This is a genomic window from Actinobacillus equuli (assembly GCF_900636745.1).
GTDB classification, from domain to species: domain Bacteria; phylum Pseudomonadota; class Gammaproteobacteria; order Enterobacterales; family Pasteurellaceae; genus Actinobacillus; species Actinobacillus equuli.
The window spans coordinates 1,338,616-1,355,131 of sequence record NZ_LR134310.1 but is presented as its reverse complement, the minus strand read 5'-3'; the positions used below and the strand labels follow the sequence as shown (position 1 = coordinate 1,355,131).

19 protein-coding genes and 5 tRNA genes are annotated in these 16,516 nt (G+C 38.0%); 15 read left to right on the top strand and 9 right to left on the bottom strand.

Translation table 11 applies throughout. The features are described 5' to 3' along the window. Window positions 1-64 precede the first annotated feature (64 nt). The gene (accA, locus tag EL121_RS06410) at window positions 65-1,018 is read left to right on the top strand and encodes an acetyl-CoA carboxylase carboxyl transferase subunit alpha (protein ID WP_005625202.1); all 954 of its coding nucleotides are present in this window, start codon (window positions 65-67) and stop codon (window positions 1,016-1,018) included. A gap of 139 nt (window positions 1,019-1,157) precedes the next feature. Here the strand turns inward: accA and EL121_RS06405 are convergent. Continuing rightward, a tRNA-Thr gene (locus tag EL121_RS06405) sits at window positions 1,158-1,233 on the bottom strand. A gap of 102 nt (window positions 1,234-1,335) precedes the next feature. Between EL121_RS06405 and pdxY the strand changes: the two genes are divergently transcribed. After that, window positions 1,336-2,196 carry a pyridoxal kinase PdxY gene (gene pdxY / locus EL121_RS06400; RefSeq protein ID WP_039198488.1) on the top strand — a complete coding sequence of 287 codons (861 nt, stop codon included), beginning with the start codon at window positions 1,336-1,338 and terminating at the stop codon, window positions 2,194-2,196. Window positions 2,197-2,230: 34 nt separating this feature from the next. Here the strand turns inward: pdxY and EL121_RS06395 are convergent, their stop codons facing one another. From EL121_RS06395 to EL121_RS06370, 6 genes are all read right to left on the bottom strand, one after another. Then, entirely contained in the window at window positions 2,231-3,439 is a 1,209-nt protein-coding gene (locus EL121_RS06395; RefSeq protein WP_039198486.1) for a hypothetical protein, read from the bottom strand. Window positions 3,440-3,669: 230 nt separating this feature from the next. Then, window positions 3,670-4,854: an elongation factor Tu gene (tuf, locus tag EL121_RS06390; RefSeq protein ID WP_015674055.1), complete on the bottom strand. Its 1,185-nt coding sequence runs from the start codon at window positions 4,852-4,854 to the stop codon at window positions 3,670-3,672. A gap of 113 nt (window positions 4,855-4,967) precedes the next feature. Then, window positions 4,968-5,043, bottom strand: a tRNA-Thr gene (locus tag EL121_RS06385). A gap of 3 nt (window positions 5,044-5,046) precedes the next feature. Beyond that, window positions 5,047-5,121 (bottom strand) — tRNA-Gly (locus tag EL121_RS06380). Between the two features lie 51 nt (window positions 5,122-5,172). Then, window positions 5,173-5,257, bottom strand: a tRNA-Tyr gene (locus EL121_RS06375). Between the two features lie 35 nt (window positions 5,258-5,292). Then, window positions 5,293-5,368: transfer RNA gene (locus EL121_RS06370), tRNA-Thr, on the bottom strand. Window positions 5,369-5,614: 246 nt separating this feature from the next. Here EL121_RS06370 and coaA point away from each other — a divergent pair. The 12 genes from coaA to EL121_RS06310 all read left to right on the top strand — a co-directional run bounded on the left by coaA (window position 5,615) and on the right by EL121_RS06310 (window position 13,797). Beyond that, window positions 5,615-6,565, top strand: coding sequence for a type I pantothenate kinase (gene coaA / locus EL121_RS06365; RefSeq protein WP_039198484.1), 951 nt, complete (start codon window positions 5,615-5,617; stop codon window positions 6,563-6,565). Between the two features lie 166 nt (window positions 6,566-6,731). Further along, window positions 6,732-7,271 carry a DsbE family thiol:disulfide interchange protein gene (locus EL121_RS06360; protein WP_039199090.1) on the top strand — a complete coding sequence of 180 codons (540 nt, stop codon included), beginning with the start codon at window positions 6,732-6,734 and terminating at the stop codon, window positions 7,269-7,271. A 12-nt stretch (window positions 7,272-7,283) separates the two neighbouring features. Next, a complete protein-coding gene (locus tag EL121_RS06355; protein ID WP_039198482.1) occupies window positions 7,284-8,309 on the top strand; it encodes a hypothetical protein in 1,026 nt (341 codons plus the stop codon). Then, window positions 8,306-8,773: a cytochrome c-type biogenesis protein gene (locus EL121_RS06350; RefSeq protein WP_039198480.1), complete on the top strand. Its 468-nt coding sequence runs from the start codon at window positions 8,306-8,308 to the stop codon at window positions 8,771-8,773. Before EL121_RS06355 ends, EL121_RS06350 begins: the two co-directional genes overlap by 4 nt. After that, window positions 8,773-9,687 carry a c-type cytochrome biogenesis protein CcmI gene (ccmI, locus tag EL121_RS06345; RefSeq protein WP_039198478.1) on the top strand — a complete coding sequence of 305 codons (915 nt, stop codon included), beginning with the start codon at window positions 8,773-8,775 and terminating at the stop codon, window positions 9,685-9,687. Before EL121_RS06350 ends, ccmI begins: the two co-directional genes overlap by 1 nt. 71 nt (window positions 9,688-9,758) lie before the next feature. Continuing rightward, entirely contained in the window at window positions 9,759-10,343 is a 585-nt protein-coding gene (gene mog / locus EL121_RS06340; RefSeq protein WP_039198476.1) for a molybdopterin adenylyltransferase, read from the top strand. Window positions 10,344-10,347: 4 nt separating this feature from the next. Continuing rightward, the gene (locus tag EL121_RS06335; protein WP_039198474.1) at window positions 10,348-11,196 is read left to right on the top strand and encodes a glycosyltransferase family 8 protein; all 849 of its coding nucleotides are present in this window, start codon (window positions 10,348-10,350) and stop codon (window positions 11,194-11,196) included. Between the two features lie 8 nt (window positions 11,197-11,204). Beyond that, entirely contained in the window at window positions 11,205-11,543 is a 339-nt protein-coding gene (gene glnB, locus EL121_RS06330; protein ID WP_039198472.1) for a nitrogen regulatory protein P-II, read from the top strand. A 78-nt stretch (window positions 11,544-11,621) separates the two neighbouring features. Beyond that, entirely contained in the window at window positions 11,622-12,104 is a 483-nt protein-coding gene (gene lspA / locus EL121_RS06325; RefSeq protein WP_015674061.1) for a signal peptidase II, read from the top strand. Further along, entirely contained in the window at window positions 12,105-13,049 is a 945-nt protein-coding gene (gene ispH, locus EL121_RS06320) for a 4-hydroxy-3-methylbut-2-enyl diphosphate reductase (RefSeq protein ID WP_039198470.1), read from the top strand. Then, window positions 13,049-13,297 (top strand): FAD assembly factor SdhE, encoded by a 249-nt coding sequence (locus EL121_RS06315; protein WP_039198468.1) that lies wholly within the window; start codon window positions 13,049-13,051, stop codon window positions 13,295-13,297. The genes ispH and EL121_RS06315 overlap by 1 nt, the downstream gene beginning before the upstream one ends. Window positions 13,298-13,371: 74 nt before the next feature. Beyond that, window positions 13,372-13,797 (top strand): PACE efflux transporter, encoded by a 426-nt coding sequence (locus EL121_RS06310; protein ID WP_039198466.1) that lies wholly within the window; start codon window positions 13,372-13,374, stop codon window positions 13,795-13,797. Between the two features lie 102 nt (window positions 13,798-13,899). Here EL121_RS06310 and EL121_RS06305 read toward each other — a convergent pair whose 3' ends face one another. Continuing rightward, a complete protein-coding gene (locus EL121_RS06305) occupies window positions 13,900-14,280 on the bottom strand; it encodes a helix-turn-helix domain-containing protein (protein ID WP_039198464.1) in 381 nt (126 codons plus the stop codon). A gap of 231 nt (window positions 14,281-14,511) precedes the next feature. On the opposite strand from EL121_RS06305, the gene EL121_RS06300 reads away from it, so the two are divergent. Further along, window positions 14,512-15,891 (top strand): transferrin-binding protein-like solute binding protein, encoded by a 1,380-nt coding sequence (locus EL121_RS06300; protein ID WP_039198461.1) that lies wholly within the window; start codon window positions 14,512-14,514, stop codon window positions 15,889-15,891. 65 nt (window positions 15,892-15,956) lie between these two features. Here EL121_RS06300 and EL121_RS06295 read toward each other — a convergent pair whose 3' ends face one another. Beyond that, window positions 15,957-16,334 carry a glycine zipper 2TM domain-containing protein gene (locus tag EL121_RS06295; protein ID WP_039198459.1) on the bottom strand — a complete coding sequence of 126 codons (378 nt, stop codon included), beginning with the start codon at window positions 16,332-16,334 and terminating at the stop codon, window positions 15,957-15,959. Between the last annotated feature and the right edge of the window lie 182 nt (window positions 16,335-16,516).

The following is a 16,516-nucleotide window of genomic DNA, read 5'->3' as shown; positions in this document are numbered from 1 at the left end:
CTGCCTATTTTCCTTCTATCACTGATAGAATAGATAGAATTTTCTGCAAAACAGGACTGAAATAATGAGCCAAGAATATTTAGATTTTGAATTACCAATTGCCGAGCTTGAAGCCAAAATCGAATCGCTTCGTGCTGTGAGTGCGCAAGACGGTAAAATTGATTTGGATGACGAAATCAAACGCCTACAAAAGAAAAGCGAAGAACTGACTAAAAAAACCTTTGCGAACTTAGACGCGTGGCAAGTATCACGTATGGCACGTCATCCGAATCGTCCATACACTTTAGATTATATCGAACATATTTTCACCGAATTTGACGAATTAGCCGGTGACCGTGCTTTTGCTGATGACAAAGCGATTGTCGGTGGTATTGCGCGTTTAGAAGGTCGCCCGGTAATGGTTATTGGTCATCAAAAAGGTCGTACAACCAAAGAAAAAGTAAAACGTAACTTTGGTATGCCGGCACCTGAAGGCTACCGTAAAGCCTTACGCTTAATGGAAATGGCAGAACGTTTTAATATGCCGATTATTACTTTTATCGACACACCGGGCGCATACCCTGGTATCGGTGCGGAAGAACGTGGTCAGGCGGAAGCTATCGCGCGCAACTTACGTGAAATGGCGCAATTAAAAGTGCCGGTTATCTGTACGGTGATCGGGGAAGGCGGTTCAGGCGGTGCATTAGCGATCGGTGTGGGTGATAAAGTGAATATGTTGCAATATTCAACTTATTCGGTTATTTCGCCGGAAGGTTGTGCTTCAATCTTATGGAAAAGCGCAGAAAAAGCTTCAACCGCCGCAGAAGTTATGGGCTTAACCGCACAACGTTTAAAAGAGTTAAACTTAATTGACGGTATTGTTGCCGAGCCATTAGGTGGTGCGCATCGTGATGTGGCCCAAATGGCACAAAACCTTAAAGAACGTATTTTAGCAGACTTAGCTGATCTCTCGCCATTAAGCACCGAAGATTTATTAGATCGTCGTTACCAACGCTTAATGAGTTACGGATACGTTTAAGCGAAAACAAGCGGTCGGATTTTGGCAAAATTTTGTGGAAATCCTACCGCTTTTTTATGCGCAAAAAATAAATAACAAATTTAAAATTAGAAACTTTTGTAAAGAAAAATTTGAAGAAATAAAAGAGAAGATATAAGAATGGTGCCGACTACCGGAATCGAACTGGTGACCTACTGATTACAAGTCAGTTGCTCTACCTACTGAGCTAAGTCGGCATACTTCGTTGGAAGAGCCGTTATTATAGGTATTTTTATTTCACATGCAAGTTTATTTCGCCCAAATTATCCACAATTGAACACAAAAAAGGAATCAAAAGAATGAAAAATATCCTCTCTATTCAATCCCATGTTGTATACGGTTATGCAGGAAATAAATCCGCAACTTTCCCAATGCAATTACTCGGCGTGGATGTATGGGCATTGAATACCGTGCAATTTTCAAACCATACGCAATACGGTAAATGGAAAGGTATGGTGATTCCAAAAGAACAAATCGGCGAAATCGTACAAGGTATTGCCGATATTGATGCACTTAAGCATTGCGACGCTGTGTTATCCGGTTATATCGGTTCGGCAGAACAGGTGGAAGAGATTGTTAAAGCCTATCAAGCGGTTAAATTACAGAATAAAAATGCAATTTACCTGTGTGATCCGGTGATGGGTCATCCAGATAAAGGCTGTATCGTGGCGGACGGAGTTAAAGAAGGCTTAATTAATATCGCAATGGCACATGCAGATATCATTACACCGAATTTGGTCGAATTACGAGAACTTAGCGGCTTACCCGTTGAAAACTTTGAACAAGCGATCGAAGCGGTTAAGGTTATTTTAAGCAAAGGCCCGAAAAAAGTCTTAGTCAAACATTTAAGCAAAGTAGGCAAACAAGCGGACAAATTTGAGATGCTTTTTGCAACGGCTGAAGGCATTTGGCATATTAGCCGTCCACTCTATCAATTTGATAAAGAGCCGGTTGGTGTGGGTGATTTAACTGCCGGACTATTCTTAGCAAATTTATTGAATGGTAAGTCAGATCTAGAAGCGTTTGAACATACTGCAAATGCAGTAAACGATGTTATGGAAATCACCGCAAATTCCGGCGTATATGAATTACAAATTATTGCCGCAAGAGAACGCATTGTGAATCCGACCAGCGCATGTAAAGCGGTCAAGATCGCCTAATATCATATAAAAAAGCCGACAATTGTCGGCTTTTTTATGCTGAAAAACTACAATAATACACCTGTTCTTGGCTAACTAATTGCATTTCTATCATTGTTTGTGCAAGTGCATATTGTTTGATGTAACCGTCAGAACGATTACGTTCTTGTTCCTCTGCTGAGGTCAAAAAGAATAAATTCGCTAACTTACGCTTTTCACTATTTACATGTAGTGTACTCGCAAATCCACCAATTTTCTCCGGCACAAAACCGAATAACGCCAGTACTTCAAACGGAATATTGTCAGGTAAAAATATCACGTCAGAATAATACTCTCGTAACGCCTGATTAATCTCAGGACTATTCGGATGTCCTTTAAATACGAATACATATGGCTCACCAATAAACAGTTGGCTATTAGGATCCAAATGTTCACGAATAAGTATCGCATGAATATCTGCCAAACGCTGTTTATCCTCAAAGCTAATATTAAAGAATGTCGTACCGCTGAAAAAATAAACTGGTTGAGCAGTTAATTTTTGCATTAGCGCTTCTAATTCAACATCGATCTTTAATATTTGTTTTAACCATAATAAATCTTCACCTGATAAATTTCGGTATGCTGCAAAATTTAGTAATTGATAATTACCTAATTCTGCCTTCAACGGTTGTAGCTTTTCATGCACTAAAAAGTGATCGGAAAGCAAATAATAATGCGTTTCGAACACAGCATTCCAGACATAACGAATCAAATCAATATGGGTAAACGAGCCTTCTCCGATTTCAAATAAAGACACCAAAGATGCTTTTGTTGAAGCCAAATCTTGTGCAAGTGAATTAGATTGCTGTAACTGATACTGACTCATCACGCCTTCAGAACCATCATCATACAAATGTAAAACAACCTTGCTGACTTTGTCTTTATATTTCGTATAAGTCGGTGATAAATTCAGAAACATCTCAACACTATGGAGCAAGTTTAAATGTAAATGTAATTCAAATTGCTTCCCTTCTTGAGAAAGAATGGTACGTAATTGCTCAAGTAATGGGTCAACATTATGTGCTACATTACGAGAAAATTGAATGATGCCCTCTTCATATCGCTCGATGATTGTTTCCGGTATCTCGAAACGGGCTAATGAAAATAGACGTAATCTTTGATGATCATGTTTGTGTTTAAGAAAATGTAAGAAGTAACTTAAACTGGGAACTGTTGCAAAATCAATATAGATATCGATTGCCTGTACTTGTGTTGTGTTTTCCATAATTTTTTTATTTTAAATGATAATTTAATCAGGCAATCAAACTAGAGCGAGGTCAAATTATTTATACGCGCTTTATAAATTAGAAAATCAAAAGCAAACATTAAATCCTCTAATTTTCTGTAGGGGCTGAATTATACTCTGAGATTTAAATTGATACAAAATAAAAAAGGCGTGTCTTTCGACACGCCTTCTCTAGCATTTCGCTCTCAAATATTAAGCTAAAAACTTAATTATTTGATGATTTTCGCTACAACACCTGCACCTACTGTACGGCCACCTTCACGAATCGCAAAACGTAAACCTTCGTCCATCGCGATTGGGTGAATTAAGCTCACAGTCATTTTGATGTTATCGCCTGGCATTACCATCTCTACGCCTTCAGGTAACTCGATTGTACCTGTTACGTCTGTTGTACGGAAGTAGAACTGTGGACGGTAACCTTTGAAGAATGGAGTATGACGACCACCTTCTTCTTTTGATAATACGTATACTTCTGATTCGAAGTCTGTGTGTGGTGTGATTGTACCTGGTTTCGCTAATACTTGACCACGTTCGATTTCTTCACGTTTTGTACCACGTAATAATGCACCAACGTTTTCACCCGCACGACCTTCGTCTAATAATTTACGGAACATCTCAACACCAGTTACTGTTGTTTTCGTAGTCTCTTTGATACCTACGATTTCAACTTCTTCACCTGATTTGATGATACCACGCTCTACACGACCTGTTACTACTGTACCACGACCTGAGATTGAGAATACATCTTCGATTGGTAATAAGAATGGTTTATCAATCGCACGCTCTGGCTCTGGAATGTAAGTATCTAAGTGGTTCGCTAACTCAAGAATTTTTTCTTCCCACTCCGCTACGCCGTTTAACGCTTGTAACGCTGAACCACGTACGATTGGTGTATCGTCACCTGGGAAATCGTATTGAGAAAGAAGTTCACGAACTTCCATTTCTACTAATTCTAATAACTCTTCGTCATCTACCATGTCGCATTTGTTTAAGAATACGATGATGTATGGTACACCTACTTGGCGACCTAATAAGATGTGCTCACGAGTTTGTGGCATTGGACCGTCTGTCGCTGCTACTACTAAGATTGCACCGTCCATTTGTGCCGCACCAGTAATCATGTTTTTAACATAGTCCGCGTGTCCCGGGCAGTCAACGTGTGCGTAGTGACGTGTTTCTGTATCGTACTCAACGTGTGAAGTGTTGATGGTGATACCACGCGCTTTTTCTTCCGGCGCGTTATCGATTTGGTCGAATGCACGAGCTGCACCACCGAAGTGTTTCGCTAATACAGTTGTGATCGCTGCTGTTAAAGTTGTTTTACCATGGTCAACGTGGCCGATTGTACCCACGTTAACGTGCGGTTTTGTACGTTCAAATTTTTCTTTAGACATTTTTAAAAGCCTCTTAAACAAACACGGTTACAAATGGTACATAACCACATTAACCAAATGTAGAAATTGTTACTAAGATTTAAAACACTGAAAAGAAGATTTTAGAAGAGTAGTGGTGCTGATAGGCGGATTTGAACCGCCGACCTCACCCTTACCAAGGGTGCGCTCTACCAACTGAGCTATATCAGCGCTTGGAGCGGGCAGCGGGAATCGAACCCGCATCATTAGCTTGGAAGGCTAAGGTAATAGCCATTATACGATGCCCGCTGTTCTAAATTCGTCTGTCCGATGTCATATGCGATTCAATTAAGTAAGAAATGGTGGAGGGAGAAGGATTCGAACCTTCGAAGGCTGAGCCAACAGATTTACAGTCTGCCCCCTTTGGCCGCTCGGGAATCCCTCCACGATAATTGAATACTTAATCACGATTTGCAATAATGGTGCCGACTACCGGAATCGAACTGGTGACCTACTGATTACAAGTCAGTTGCTCTACCTACTGAGCTAAGTCGGCGTTGCGTTGTCGTAAGCAAGTGAGGTGCATTATAGGGAAATTTTGAAACTGTGCAAGCATTTTTTCAAAAAAAATTGAAAAACTTGTTTTTTCGCTTGTTTAATACGCAAAACGTCTGTTTTTTGTATGTTTTACGTGATTTTAACGAGATAAAACGCCCTATTTTTAGATTTATATTGTATATTTGTGACTGCGCATTCCATTGGAAATGCAATCTGCACTACCTGAAAACTAGAGAATTTGGCTATGAGCCTGCAAAAATCAAACAAAATTACTCCTTTTTTAACTTTTGATCGCCAAAAATGGGCTGAATTACGTAAATCAGTGCCATTAAAACTCACAGAACAAGATTTAAAACCGCTACTCGGTTTTAATGAAGATCTTTCATTAGAAGAAGTGAGTACGATTTATTTACCTTTGGCACGTCTGATCAACTATTACATTGAAGAAAATCTCAAACGCCAAACGGTATTACATCGTTTTTTAGGTGTTGCTTCGCCAAAAGTGCCTTATATTATCAGTATTGCCGGCAGCGTTTCCGTTGGCAAAAGTACTTCGGCACGTATTTTACAAGCCTTGCTTTCGCAATGGCCGGAAGAACGTAAAGTGGATTTAATTACCACGGACGGCTTCTTATATCCGTTAAAAACGTTGGAAGAAAAAAACCTATTAAAGAAAAAAGGTTTTCCGGAATCATACGACATTCATCGTTTAATCGGCTTTGTATCAGACATCAAGTCAGGTAAGCGCCATGTGCAGGCACCGATTTACTCGCATTTAACTTACGACATTATTCCGGACCAATATAATGTGGTTGATCAACCGGATATTGTGATCTTAGAAGGATTGAATGTGTTGCAAAGCGGTATGAACTACCCTTCCAGCCCGCATAACGTCTTTGTATCAGATTTTGTCGATTTTTCCATTTATGTCGATGCGGATGAAGATTTGCTAAAAGAATGGTATGTACATCGTTTTTTAAAATTCCGCCGTAGTGCGTTTTCTGATCCGAATGCTTACTTCCACCATTATTCTAAACTTTCGGAGCAAGAAGCCATTCAAACCGCTTCCACTATTTGGGACGAAATTAATGGCCTAAATCTGAAACAAAATATCTTACCGAGTCGTGAACGCGCGAATTTAATTTTGGTAAAAGGCGAAGATCACGCCATTCAAACCGTTAAGTTGAGAAAATAACTGATAGGCACTGAGAGATAGTGCCTTTTTTATAGGTAAAATTTAGCAAAAATTTAACCGCTTAGATAAAACGCAAAATACAGAGAATTAGTAGGCGATTAATACACAAATTTTTGTTAAGCTAACGTTCTATTTGCAAAATTTTAAACAAAACAGACCGCTTGTTATGAATAAGAAACTTTTACTTCCTCTCATCATTTTTTTAGCTTTAACCGTTACTTTTATGGTGCAGCTTTCACGCAATGCTCAAGGTGATGATCCGAAAAAACTTGAATCCGCATTAGTGGGTAAAACCATTCCAAATTTCCAATTAGAGTCCGTTTTAGATGAGAAACAGCTACTTGATCAAAATGTCGTAAAAACAGGCAAACCTCGTTTATTAACCGTTTGGGCAACGTGGTGTCCAACCTGCTATGCCGAACACGAATACTTAACCCTACTGGCAAAACAAGGTGTGGAAATTGTCGGTGTGGACTACAAAGACGAACGCTCAAAAGCAATGAAATTCCTCGCCAATTACGGCAATCCCTACAAAGCAAATATCTATGACCCGAAAGGCTCACTGGGCTTAGATCTCGGCGTATACGGCGCACCCGAAACATTTATTATTGACGGTAAAGGTGTTATCCACTACCGCCACGCCGGTGATGTAAATGATCAAGTATGGAATGAAGTGTTAAAGCCGATTTATGATGGATTGAAGTAAGGTTAATGTAATATGAGCTTCATAGATTATAAGAAAAGAAGAATTATTCAGCGTTATTTATCATATATAACAATTGCAAGAATCACATTCTGTTCTTTTCTTTTTGGAGCATTCACTACATTTATATACTTAAACGAAATTGGAGTAAGAAATTTATTTTCTCTCTCCACTTCAAAAGAGATATTTCTATCTCTAACTGGGGCAGCTATCTTTTTTACAACACTTTTTATGATATATGGAATATCATCTATATCATTTAAAAAGCTCAACAAAAAAGAAAATAATAATGTTATTAATGAAGAAGCACAAATTAAAACCATTATATTATTCAATCTTATAACATCTATAGCATTTTATTTTTACCCAGAATATTTTTGGCATATGCTTATAGGATTAAGCGTTGTAACAATAATCACTATAAAAAGACTTTTAACAAAAAATAAAAAATACACATTAATTGATTATATAGATATATATTTAGGATATGGATTTTATATATGGACAACAACTACAGTTTCATTATTCATATCATATGCTGCATATATATTTTTTAATGAAAGCCTGCTTGCTTACGGAATAAGTATACTTATATTGACCTTGCTACATACAAGCTATTCCTTTTACGTTATGGGAAAGATAAAAAGTATTAAAATAATTATCAATCTACATATCATTACATTTTTTATTATTATGCTATGCATAGCAGCCAACGGAAAAACATTGATGAATGCACTCGGGATTCATGACAACAACGAGAAACCCTATGTAATTCTAAACCATGAAGAATATATATTAAACCATCCTAAAAATATTATAAATGGCATAGCAAACAAATTAAATAAAAGAAAAAGAATTTATTGCGGAAGTATCTTATACGAAGATAACAAATATAAAATATTTCTTCCTCACCACGAAACAGACGTTAAAAACAACATAATAATTCCAGACCAAAATATAAAGTTATATCAAGGATTATTTAAAGATCTTATTTGCGAACAATCAATTACATTATGGAATGTAGGATATTTAATAAAATGAAAAAACTCCTCCCAATTTTTTTAATGGCAAGTGCCGTAGCGACTGCCGCACCGGTTGAATTCAACCAATTTGATAATCCGCAGCAAGAGTCGGATTATCGTGCATTAATTCAAGAATTACGTTGTCCGCAATGTCAAAACAACAATATTGCCGATTCAAATGCAACGATTGCGACCGATATGCGTGCTAAAACGTTAGAATTACTAAAGCAAGGCAAAAATAAAGAGGAAGTCGTGGATTATATGATTGAGCGCTACGGTAATTTTGTCACTTATAATCCACCGATGACGCCGGCTACCGTATTACTTTGGGCGTTACCCATCGCATTACTGTTATTTGGTTTTGCGTTGATTTGGAGACGTAAATCTAAGCCAAAACAAGCGGTCGAATTTAGCCAAAATTCTGCAAATTCAACGCTTGATCAAGCACGTTTAAAACAAATTCTTAACGAGAAGGACAACTAATGAACTTTTGGATTATTGTAGTAGCAATGACTGTGGTTATCTGCTTAATTGCGTTTTATCCTTTGCTTACCAAGCAAACAAAACGCCAAAGCTTAAAACGAGATAACCTGAATAAAGCTTTTTACTTTGACCGTTTAAAAGAAGTTGAACGTGAAGCGAATGAAGGGGTAATTGATGACCCTGAAAAAACTAAATTAGAGCTTCAACAAAGTTTATTAGACGATATTCCTGAGCAAGCTGAAGCAGTGCAGGCTAAACAAAGCCATATCGGCAAAATTTGGTTTGCGGTATTACTGATTGCTGTAGGGATTATCGGCACCAGCGCTTATGTCAGCGTTGGTTCATGGCAAGCCGGTACTATGATTGATATGACCCATAAAAAATTAGAATATTTTTATGAGCGTATCAAAGAGGAAGATACCAATCCGCTATCTGAGCAAGAGTTAAATCAATTTGCCATGGCGTTACGTGTCGAATTACAAAATAAACCGAATGACGCCAAAGGTTGGTTTATGTTAGGTCAAATCGGGATGGCGAAAGATGACGGTCAATTGGCGTTGGAAAGCTATGAAAAAGCGAGCAAATTAGACCCAAAAAATCTGCAATATAAAGGCAGTTATGCACAGATACTGATGTTCTCGCAAGATCAAGCGGATAAAAACAAAGGTAAAGAGGTATTAAAAGAAATTTTACGCCAAGACCACACCAATTTAGATGCACTGAGCCTACTCGCTTTCAGCTCTTTTGAAGAAGAAGATTACAAAATGGCGGCAATGACTTGGGGTATGATGTTAAAACTGATTCCTGAAGGTGAGCCACGCCGTGCTACGGTTGAAAAAAGTATCAATATGGCAATGTCGATGCTAAAAGAGCAAGAAAGCAAACAACCGGCAAAAGCGGAAGAGAAAAAATAATCACGTTTTAGTGAATTTATAACTGATTCGGGCGGGTTTCAACCCGCCTTAAAATTGCAAAAGGATAAATAATGTTAAGTAAAGAGACATTAAAAATCGGTTTGGTTTCTGTTTCAGACCGTGCTTCTAGCGGTGTTTACCAAGACCAAGGCATTCCTGAATTACAAGCGTGGTTGGAATCCGCATTGACTGCCCCGTTTGAAGTTGAAACACGTTTAATTCCGGACGAACAAGCTGTAATTGAGCAAACATTGATTGAATTGGTGGATACACACCATTGCCATCTAGTATTAACCACCGGCGGTACTGGGCCGGCAAAACGAGACGTCACACCGGATGCGACCCTTGCAGTAGCACATCGAGAAATGCCGGGCTTTGGCGAACAAATGCGTCAAGTAAGTCTGCATTTTGTCCCGACGGCAATTCTCTCTCGTCAAGTCGGTGTCATTCGTCACGATTCGTTGATTTTAAATTTACCGGGACAACCGAAAGCGATTAAAGAGACGCTAGAAGGGGTAAAAGATGAACAAGGTAACACGCTGGTACGAGGTATTTTTAGTGCTGTACCGTACTGTCTGCAGCTATTAAGTGAAATTTATATCGACACGCATCCTGAAATCTGCGAAAGTTTCCGCCCAAAATCTGCAAGAAGATAATGTAATGACTCACTCTAAACAAACTAATTATCAAATAAATATCGTTTTAGCCGCTAATCATGCTTATGCAGAACAAATTATTACACTTATAAAATCCGCCAGCTATTTTCATAAAAATATCAATTTTTATTTATTGCATAATGCACAATTTGCACAACCTTGGTTTGATAGCCTAAATAAATATTTGCAACCATTAAATTCGCAAATTATTTCTTGCCAAGTAAATATGCCAAATGCAAAGAGCTGGAAAACAATAGAACATATTACAGAAGAAACTTTTTTTCGTTATCTCTTAGGGCAGATACCTGTTGAAAAATTACTCTATTTAGACTGTGACCTTATAATAGATGGTGATATTTCATCGTTATACGATGTTGATCTTAAAAACGATATTATTGCTGCAGTCCCTGATATGTTTATAAATTATGTAGAACATTACTATGCAGAGATACCTGACTTTAAACCTTATTTCAATGCTGGTGTTTTATTAATTAATGTACCATTGTGGAATAAAGAAAATATTGAATATACATTATGCGAATTAACTTCTCAATTTGCGAATGTGATATATGCAGACCAAGATATTCTTAATATAGTTTTCCACAAAAAATGGAAAATTCTAGATAAAATTTATAATTATCAAGTCGGTGCAAGACATGCATTATTAGAAAGAGGTTTAGAATCTGAATGTTTACAAAGTGAAGATCTAGCTGGAAAATCTCCTGTCGTTATTCACTATACTTCACACCGTAAACCTTGGAAGGGTGCATTACAAAATAACCAAATTTTCGCTGAAAAATATTGGTTTTATTATAATTTAAGCTGGGAAGCGATTTTATCTAAACATCAATAGAGAACCATATGAAAAAAATTGAAGCAATTATTAAACCATTCAAACTGGATGATGTACGTGAAGCATTAACCGATGCGGGTATTACCGGTATGACCGTCACCGAAGCGAAAGGCTTTGGTCGTCAAAAAGGTCACACCGAGCTTTATCGAGGTGCGGAATATGCGATTGATTTTTTACCGAAAATTAAACTGGAAATCGTGGTAGCGGATGATCAAGTGGACGCTTGTATCGAAGCAATTATCGATACCGCACAAACAGGTAAGATCGGTGACGGTAAAATCTTTATCTATGATGTCGAGCGAGTGATTCGTATCCGTACCGGTGAAGAAAACGAAGATGCCATTTAACCGTTTTTAGTGATGTTACCCCTGTGAGAAGGGCAACATACCAACCAGACATACTATTCACATTCAAATAGGGAAACTATGAAACAGACCGGAATCAAATGGTTGTGGCTAAGTTTAGCGACTATTATTATTGATCTATGGACCAAATACATTGTGGTACAACGCTTTGAGCTGTATGAAAGCGTAAACGTATTACCGATTTTCAATTTAACCTACGTACGCAACTACGGTGCGGCATTCAGCTTTTTGGCTGATCACGGCGGTTGGCAGAAATATTTCTTCTTAGGATTAGCTATTGTCATTTCACTGGGTTTAATTGTAATGCTGTGGCGTAATCAAGCGGTCAAAAAATTGGAAAATTCTGCGTATGCACTGATTATCGGCGGCGCAATCGGTAATGCAATTGACCGTGCTTATAACGGCTATGTAGTTGATTTCTTTGATTTTTATTGGGATATCTATCATTATCCTGTGTTTAATGTGGCGGATATTGCCATTGTAGTGGGTGCGGGATTGCTCATCTTGGAAGCATTCCTCGACAAAAAGAAAAAGAGTGATTAAATGAATATTTTATTAGCAAACCCAAGAGGTTTCTGTGCCGGTGTAGATCGAGCAATTTCTATTGTAGAACTCGCTCTCGAAATTCACGGTGCACCAATTTATGTACGTCACGAAGTGGTACATAACCGCTTTGTGGTGGACGGTTTAAAAGCCAAAGGTGCGGTGTTTGTCGAAGAGTTGGACGAAGTGCCAGACGATGCGATTGTGATTTTCTCGGCACACGGTGTTTCACAAGCGGTTCGCCAAGAAGCTAAACGTCGTGGTTTAAAAGTATTTGATGCAACTTGCCCGTTAGTAACCAAAGTACATATGCAAGTGGCGCGTGCCAGCAAAAAAGGTACCAAAGCGATTTTAATCGGACACGAAGGCCATCCGGAAGTGATCGGCACGATGGGACAATATGACAACCAAGACGCTGGCATTTTCTTGGTGGAATCGGTTGAAGATATTGCAAAACTGCCGGTCAGCAATCAAGACGAACTGACCTTTATGACGCAAACCACGCTTTCGATTGACGATACCAGCGGTGTGATTGAAGCGTTAAAAGAGAAATATCCGGCGATTCAAGGCCCGCGTAAAAACGATATTTGTTATGCGACAACCAATCGCCAACAAGCGGTACGAGAATTGGCAAAACAATCACAACTGGTATTAGTGGTCGGTTCTAAAAATTCTTCAAACTCAAATCGTTTAGCAGAACTGGCTTCACGTATGGGTGTGCCGTCTAAATTAATTGACGGCCCGCAAGATATTGATCCGAACTGGCTGGAAGGTGTTAACACCATCGGTATTACCGCCGGCGCTTCAGCACCGGAAGTTTTAGTACAATCGGTAGTGGAACACTTAAAAACCTTAGGTGTAACCGGTGTGAGCAACTTAGAAGGTTGTGAAGAAAATATGGTGTTTGAAGTACCAAAAGAACTACGTATTCACGAGGTGAAATAATGGCTGAATTAAATCGTTTTAGAATTGAGTGGGAATGCCGCCGTGGTATGCGCGAATTAGACAAAATGATTATGCCTTTTTACAAAGCGCATTTTGATGATTTAAGCGAAGCACAGCAGCAAACTTTTGTAGCAATGCTTAAATATACCGATCCGGAATTATTCCGTTGGTTTATGCATCAAGCCCCTGCTCCAACGCAAGAAATGACCGATTTAATCGAATTGATTCGTTCTAAAATCGAGCGTTAATTTAACCGACTACAAGCGGTTGTTTTTGGTAAAAAATTTGCTAAAAACGACCGCTTATTTTTTGGAAAGCGACTATGCCAATGAGCCGTTTAGAGCGAATCTTTCACGCTGTTTTGTTTGAACTCTTCGCCATTTTGTTTACCGTTATCGGTATGAGCCTGTTTACTTCGCATCATACCGGTTTACTCACTGGTACGATTGTCTCCATCTCAATTGTGGCGATGTTATGGAATATGCTGTTTAACACGGTTTTCGATCATATTTTTACCGCCCCTCGCGAAACTCGCACGGTCGGATTACGCATTTTCCACACCTTAGTCTTTGAAGGCGGTTTACTGTTCTTCACCATTCCGTTGGTGGCGTATATGCTCGATGTCGATTGGTGGTCGGCGTTTATTATGGATATCGGCATGACGCTTTTTGTGATCGTATACGCCTTCTTCTTTAATCTTAGTTACGACCATCTGCGTGCTTGGTGGCTTAAACGTTCAACCCAATAAAACAGCAAAAGCACGAATGAGGACACTCGCGCCAGCATAGCTCGACCCGATAAAACAAGCGGTCAAATTGTAGAAAATTTTGCAAATTTACCCGCTTATACCTTAGCGTTCTAATAACGTAATAATTTTACGTAAATGCTCAAGTTCTTTGTCTTTTTGTATTAATAATTCTTCTTTATGAGAAAGTAACAATTTCAATTTTTCCACTTCTAATACATCTGTAAAAAATGGATTGCACGCTCCTATATCGCTTAAATTTACCTGATGATCGCTTTCTGAAATATCTTCAGCTACGCATATCAGCTCCTCCAAACGGATATGAAAGATATTTGAAATTTGCACTAACTTTTCATAGTAAAGTTTTGTTTCTCCTCGCTCAATTTTGGCATAACCGCTTAATGACATATTCATTTTATCTGCCATTTTCTCTTGCGACCATTGCTTCATTTCCCGAATTCTACGAATCTTATTACGTATTTCCATTTTAGTTTCATTATTAGAATAGTGAGAATTACGGTAGCTAAAACCACCTGATTTGATACTAGTAAATTATATAAAATCTCATAACATTACGAATACAAATCATTACCAATACTATACAATTTTGACGGATTTATCCAAAGGTTTATTCTTAAAAAGATATAAATCTTATCCGATCGTATATAAACAACATGGTTTGTATCACTTTTAAGCTTAAATTTTAAGGAGAAAATTATGGAAAAATTTCGTCGCCATTCAATTGCTATTGCTTGTAGTCTATTTTGTACCGTTGCATTAACAGCATGTTCTTCTAACAATTCTGGTTCATCAGCGACTAAGGTAGAAAACACAGCTCAAGTTCCTAAACAACAAAATGCAGTCAAAAAAGAGGAACAATCTACAGAAGCCTCAAAAAAATCAGAACAACCCAAAACGGATAACACCCAATCTAAAGAACACGAGAACACCACCCCAAAAGTAACTTCAGAAACTAAACAAGAAGTATCGTTAGATACTCATAAAGAAGAACAACCGCAAAAAGTAGATAACAGCCAAGACCAAAGTAATACAAACGTTAGTCACCTTAAGAATGAGCTACCAAAAGAAGATAGTAAAAAACAGGATAAATTAAAGATTGATGATTCTAAAGAAAAACAAACATTAAAAGCAGATAATAGTCAAATCCCAGACGGGACAAGCGTTAATAACCCTAATAATGGACAATCACAAAGTGTTGTAGATAACCATCAAAATCAAGATAAATCAAAAGTAGAGGATGCTACAGAAAAACAAGCACTAAATGCTACGAAAGTAGATACCCATCGAGAAGAACCTCACCAAGCTGATATTGATAAAACTGATGTACCACAAGAGAAAAAAACTCAAATAGATTTGAGTTCGACTTTTAACCCTATGGCTCTTGGTACTGTTGATGGAGGAATTATCAGTATCAATAAAGAAGGAAACAAAGTATCTAAGCCCACAAGCACAGATTATGAAATGATTGAAATTGATGGGATCACCTTAAACTTATTAAAAGACAAAACAACACAGCAAGCATATCAAGCAGCAAAATATGCCGCACCAAAACAAATGCAAGATAAAGTAGAAGGATATATTGGCAGCAGAGCAGATAAATTCGATTATAGTAAGTGGGAAAATATGCGCTGGGGAGTTATAAAAAGTAATGGAGAAAATATCACCGCCTTTATTCAAGGGATTCCTGCAGCTATATCCACATCAACGTCTAAATATACATACGAAGAAGTAAATGGTGCATACGCTAAAGATAATAAAATTAGTAAATTGCGAAATCCATCTGTAATTGAAGTAGATTTCGGTACAAAAGATATTGCTATTAAATTAGGACTAGCCGATAAATGTAATTACGAAGCCTGTTCTATTTCTTTAAAAGGAAAGATTAAAGATAATACCTTCACTGCTGAAGGAAATGGAATCCATTCCAAAGGAGGATTCTTTGGAGGAGTCGGAGATAGTGTAGGTGGGCTATTTGAAGGAAAAACAGAATACGATAATAAAAATATTGTCGGAGCTTTTGGCGCTTCTAATAAAAAATTACTAAAAGATACTGACGTAAAACTACTAAACAAATAACAACTAATAAAACAAACGGTCAAATTTGCAGAAAATTTTGCAAATTTGACCGCTTACAATCTTAATTAATCATCGTCGTCATCATGGCGGCGATGTTTTTTATAATGCCAGCGATGATGACCGTAATATCGATGACCTACTTTATGTTTATGATGCTTCTTATAACAGCACCCAGCATGAGAATGTCTTTTATGGTATCGTTCAGAACGATAACGTTCATCACGCTCTTTTTCGATTTTATGCGCATTCCATTGGCTACCAACCACACCACCCAATGCCGCACCGGCAACCGTTGAAGTGATATCTTGCCCTGCAACTGCGCCAGCAACTCCGCCTAGCACCGCTCCTACAGCAGTATCATGTTGTGAACGACTTAAAGCATGTGCCGTAATCGACGTAGATAATAAGGCAATCATTAAGCCTTTGATCATTACTGATTTCATAAATTACCTCGAATTTTCAATTTTAAGTCTGTGAAAAAATAAATAAACATAGTAAATCCATTTCCGAGGCGTATTTTCAATATTGGTCTTAAACTCGTCAAGCCTGGAAAAGCTAACTGAAACAATAAGATAGATTTGTAACAGCGGTAAAAAATTTTTGAACTTTTTGCGTTTGTATTATC

Coding starts and splice junctions, on each gene's coding strand:
- EL121_RS06355 (WP_039198482.1), top strand. CDS start 7,284: ATGAGCTTCATAGATTATAAGAAAAGAAGAATTATTCAGCGTTATTTA.
- EL121_RS06350 (WP_039198480.1), top strand. CDS start 8,306: ATGAAAAAACTCCTCCCAATTTTTTTAATGGCAAGTGCCGTAGCGACT.
- glnB (WP_039198472.1), top strand. CDS start 11,205: ATGAAAAAAATTGAAGCAATTATTAAACCATTCAAACTGGATGATGTA.
- EL121_RS06360 (WP_039199090.1), top strand. CDS start 6,732: ATGAATAAGAAACTTTTACTTCCTCTCATCATTTTTTTAGCTTTAACC.
- EL121_RS06395 (WP_039198486.1), bottom strand. CDS start 3,439: ATGGAAAACACAACACAAGTACAGGCAATCGATATCTATATTGATTTT.
- EL121_RS06305 (WP_039198464.1), bottom strand. CDS start 14,280: ATGGAAATACGTAATAAGATTCGTAGAATTCGGGAAATGAAGCAATGG.
- mog (WP_039198476.1), top strand. CDS start 9,759: ATGTTAAGTAAAGAGACATTAAAAATCGGTTTGGTTTCTGTTTCAGAC.
- EL121_RS06335 (WP_039198474.1), top strand. CDS start 10,348: ATGACTCACTCTAAACAAACTAATTATCAAATAAATATCGTTTTAGCC.
- accA (WP_005625202.1), top strand. CDS start 65: ATGAGCCAAGAATATTTAGATTTTGAATTACCAATTGCCGAGCTTGAA.
- tuf (WP_015674055.1), bottom strand. CDS start 4,854: ATGTCTAAAGAAAAATTTGAACGTACAAAACCGCACGTTAACGTGGGT.
- lspA (WP_015674061.1), top strand. CDS start 11,622: ATGAAACAGACCGGAATCAAATGGTTGTGGCTAAGTTTAGCGACTATT.
- EL121_RS06300 (WP_039198461.1), top strand. CDS start 14,512: ATGGAAAAATTTCGTCGCCATTCAATTGCTATTGCTTGTAGTCTATTT.
- pdxY (WP_039198488.1), top strand. CDS start 1,336: ATGAAAAATATCCTCTCTATTCAATCCCATGTTGTATACGGTTATGCA.
- EL121_RS06295 (WP_039198459.1), bottom strand. CDS start 16,334: ATGAAATCAGTAATGATCAAAGGCTTAATGATTGCCTTATTATCTACG.
- coaA (WP_039198484.1), top strand. CDS start 5,615: ATGAGCCTGCAAAAATCAAACAAAATTACTCCTTTTTTAACTTTTGAT.
- ispH (WP_039198470.1), top strand. CDS start 12,105: ATGAATATTTTATTAGCAAACCCAAGAGGTTTCTGTGCCGGTGTAGAT.
- EL121_RS06310 (WP_039198466.1), top strand. CDS start 13,372: ATGCCAATGAGCCGTTTAGAGCGAATCTTTCACGCTGTTTTGTTTGAA.
- EL121_RS06315 (WP_039198468.1), top strand. CDS start 13,049: ATGGCTGAATTAAATCGTTTTAGAATTGAGTGGGAATGCCGCCGTGGT.
- ccmI (WP_039198478.1), top strand. CDS start 8,773: ATGAACTTTTGGATTATTGTAGTAGCAATGACTGTGGTTATCTGCTTA.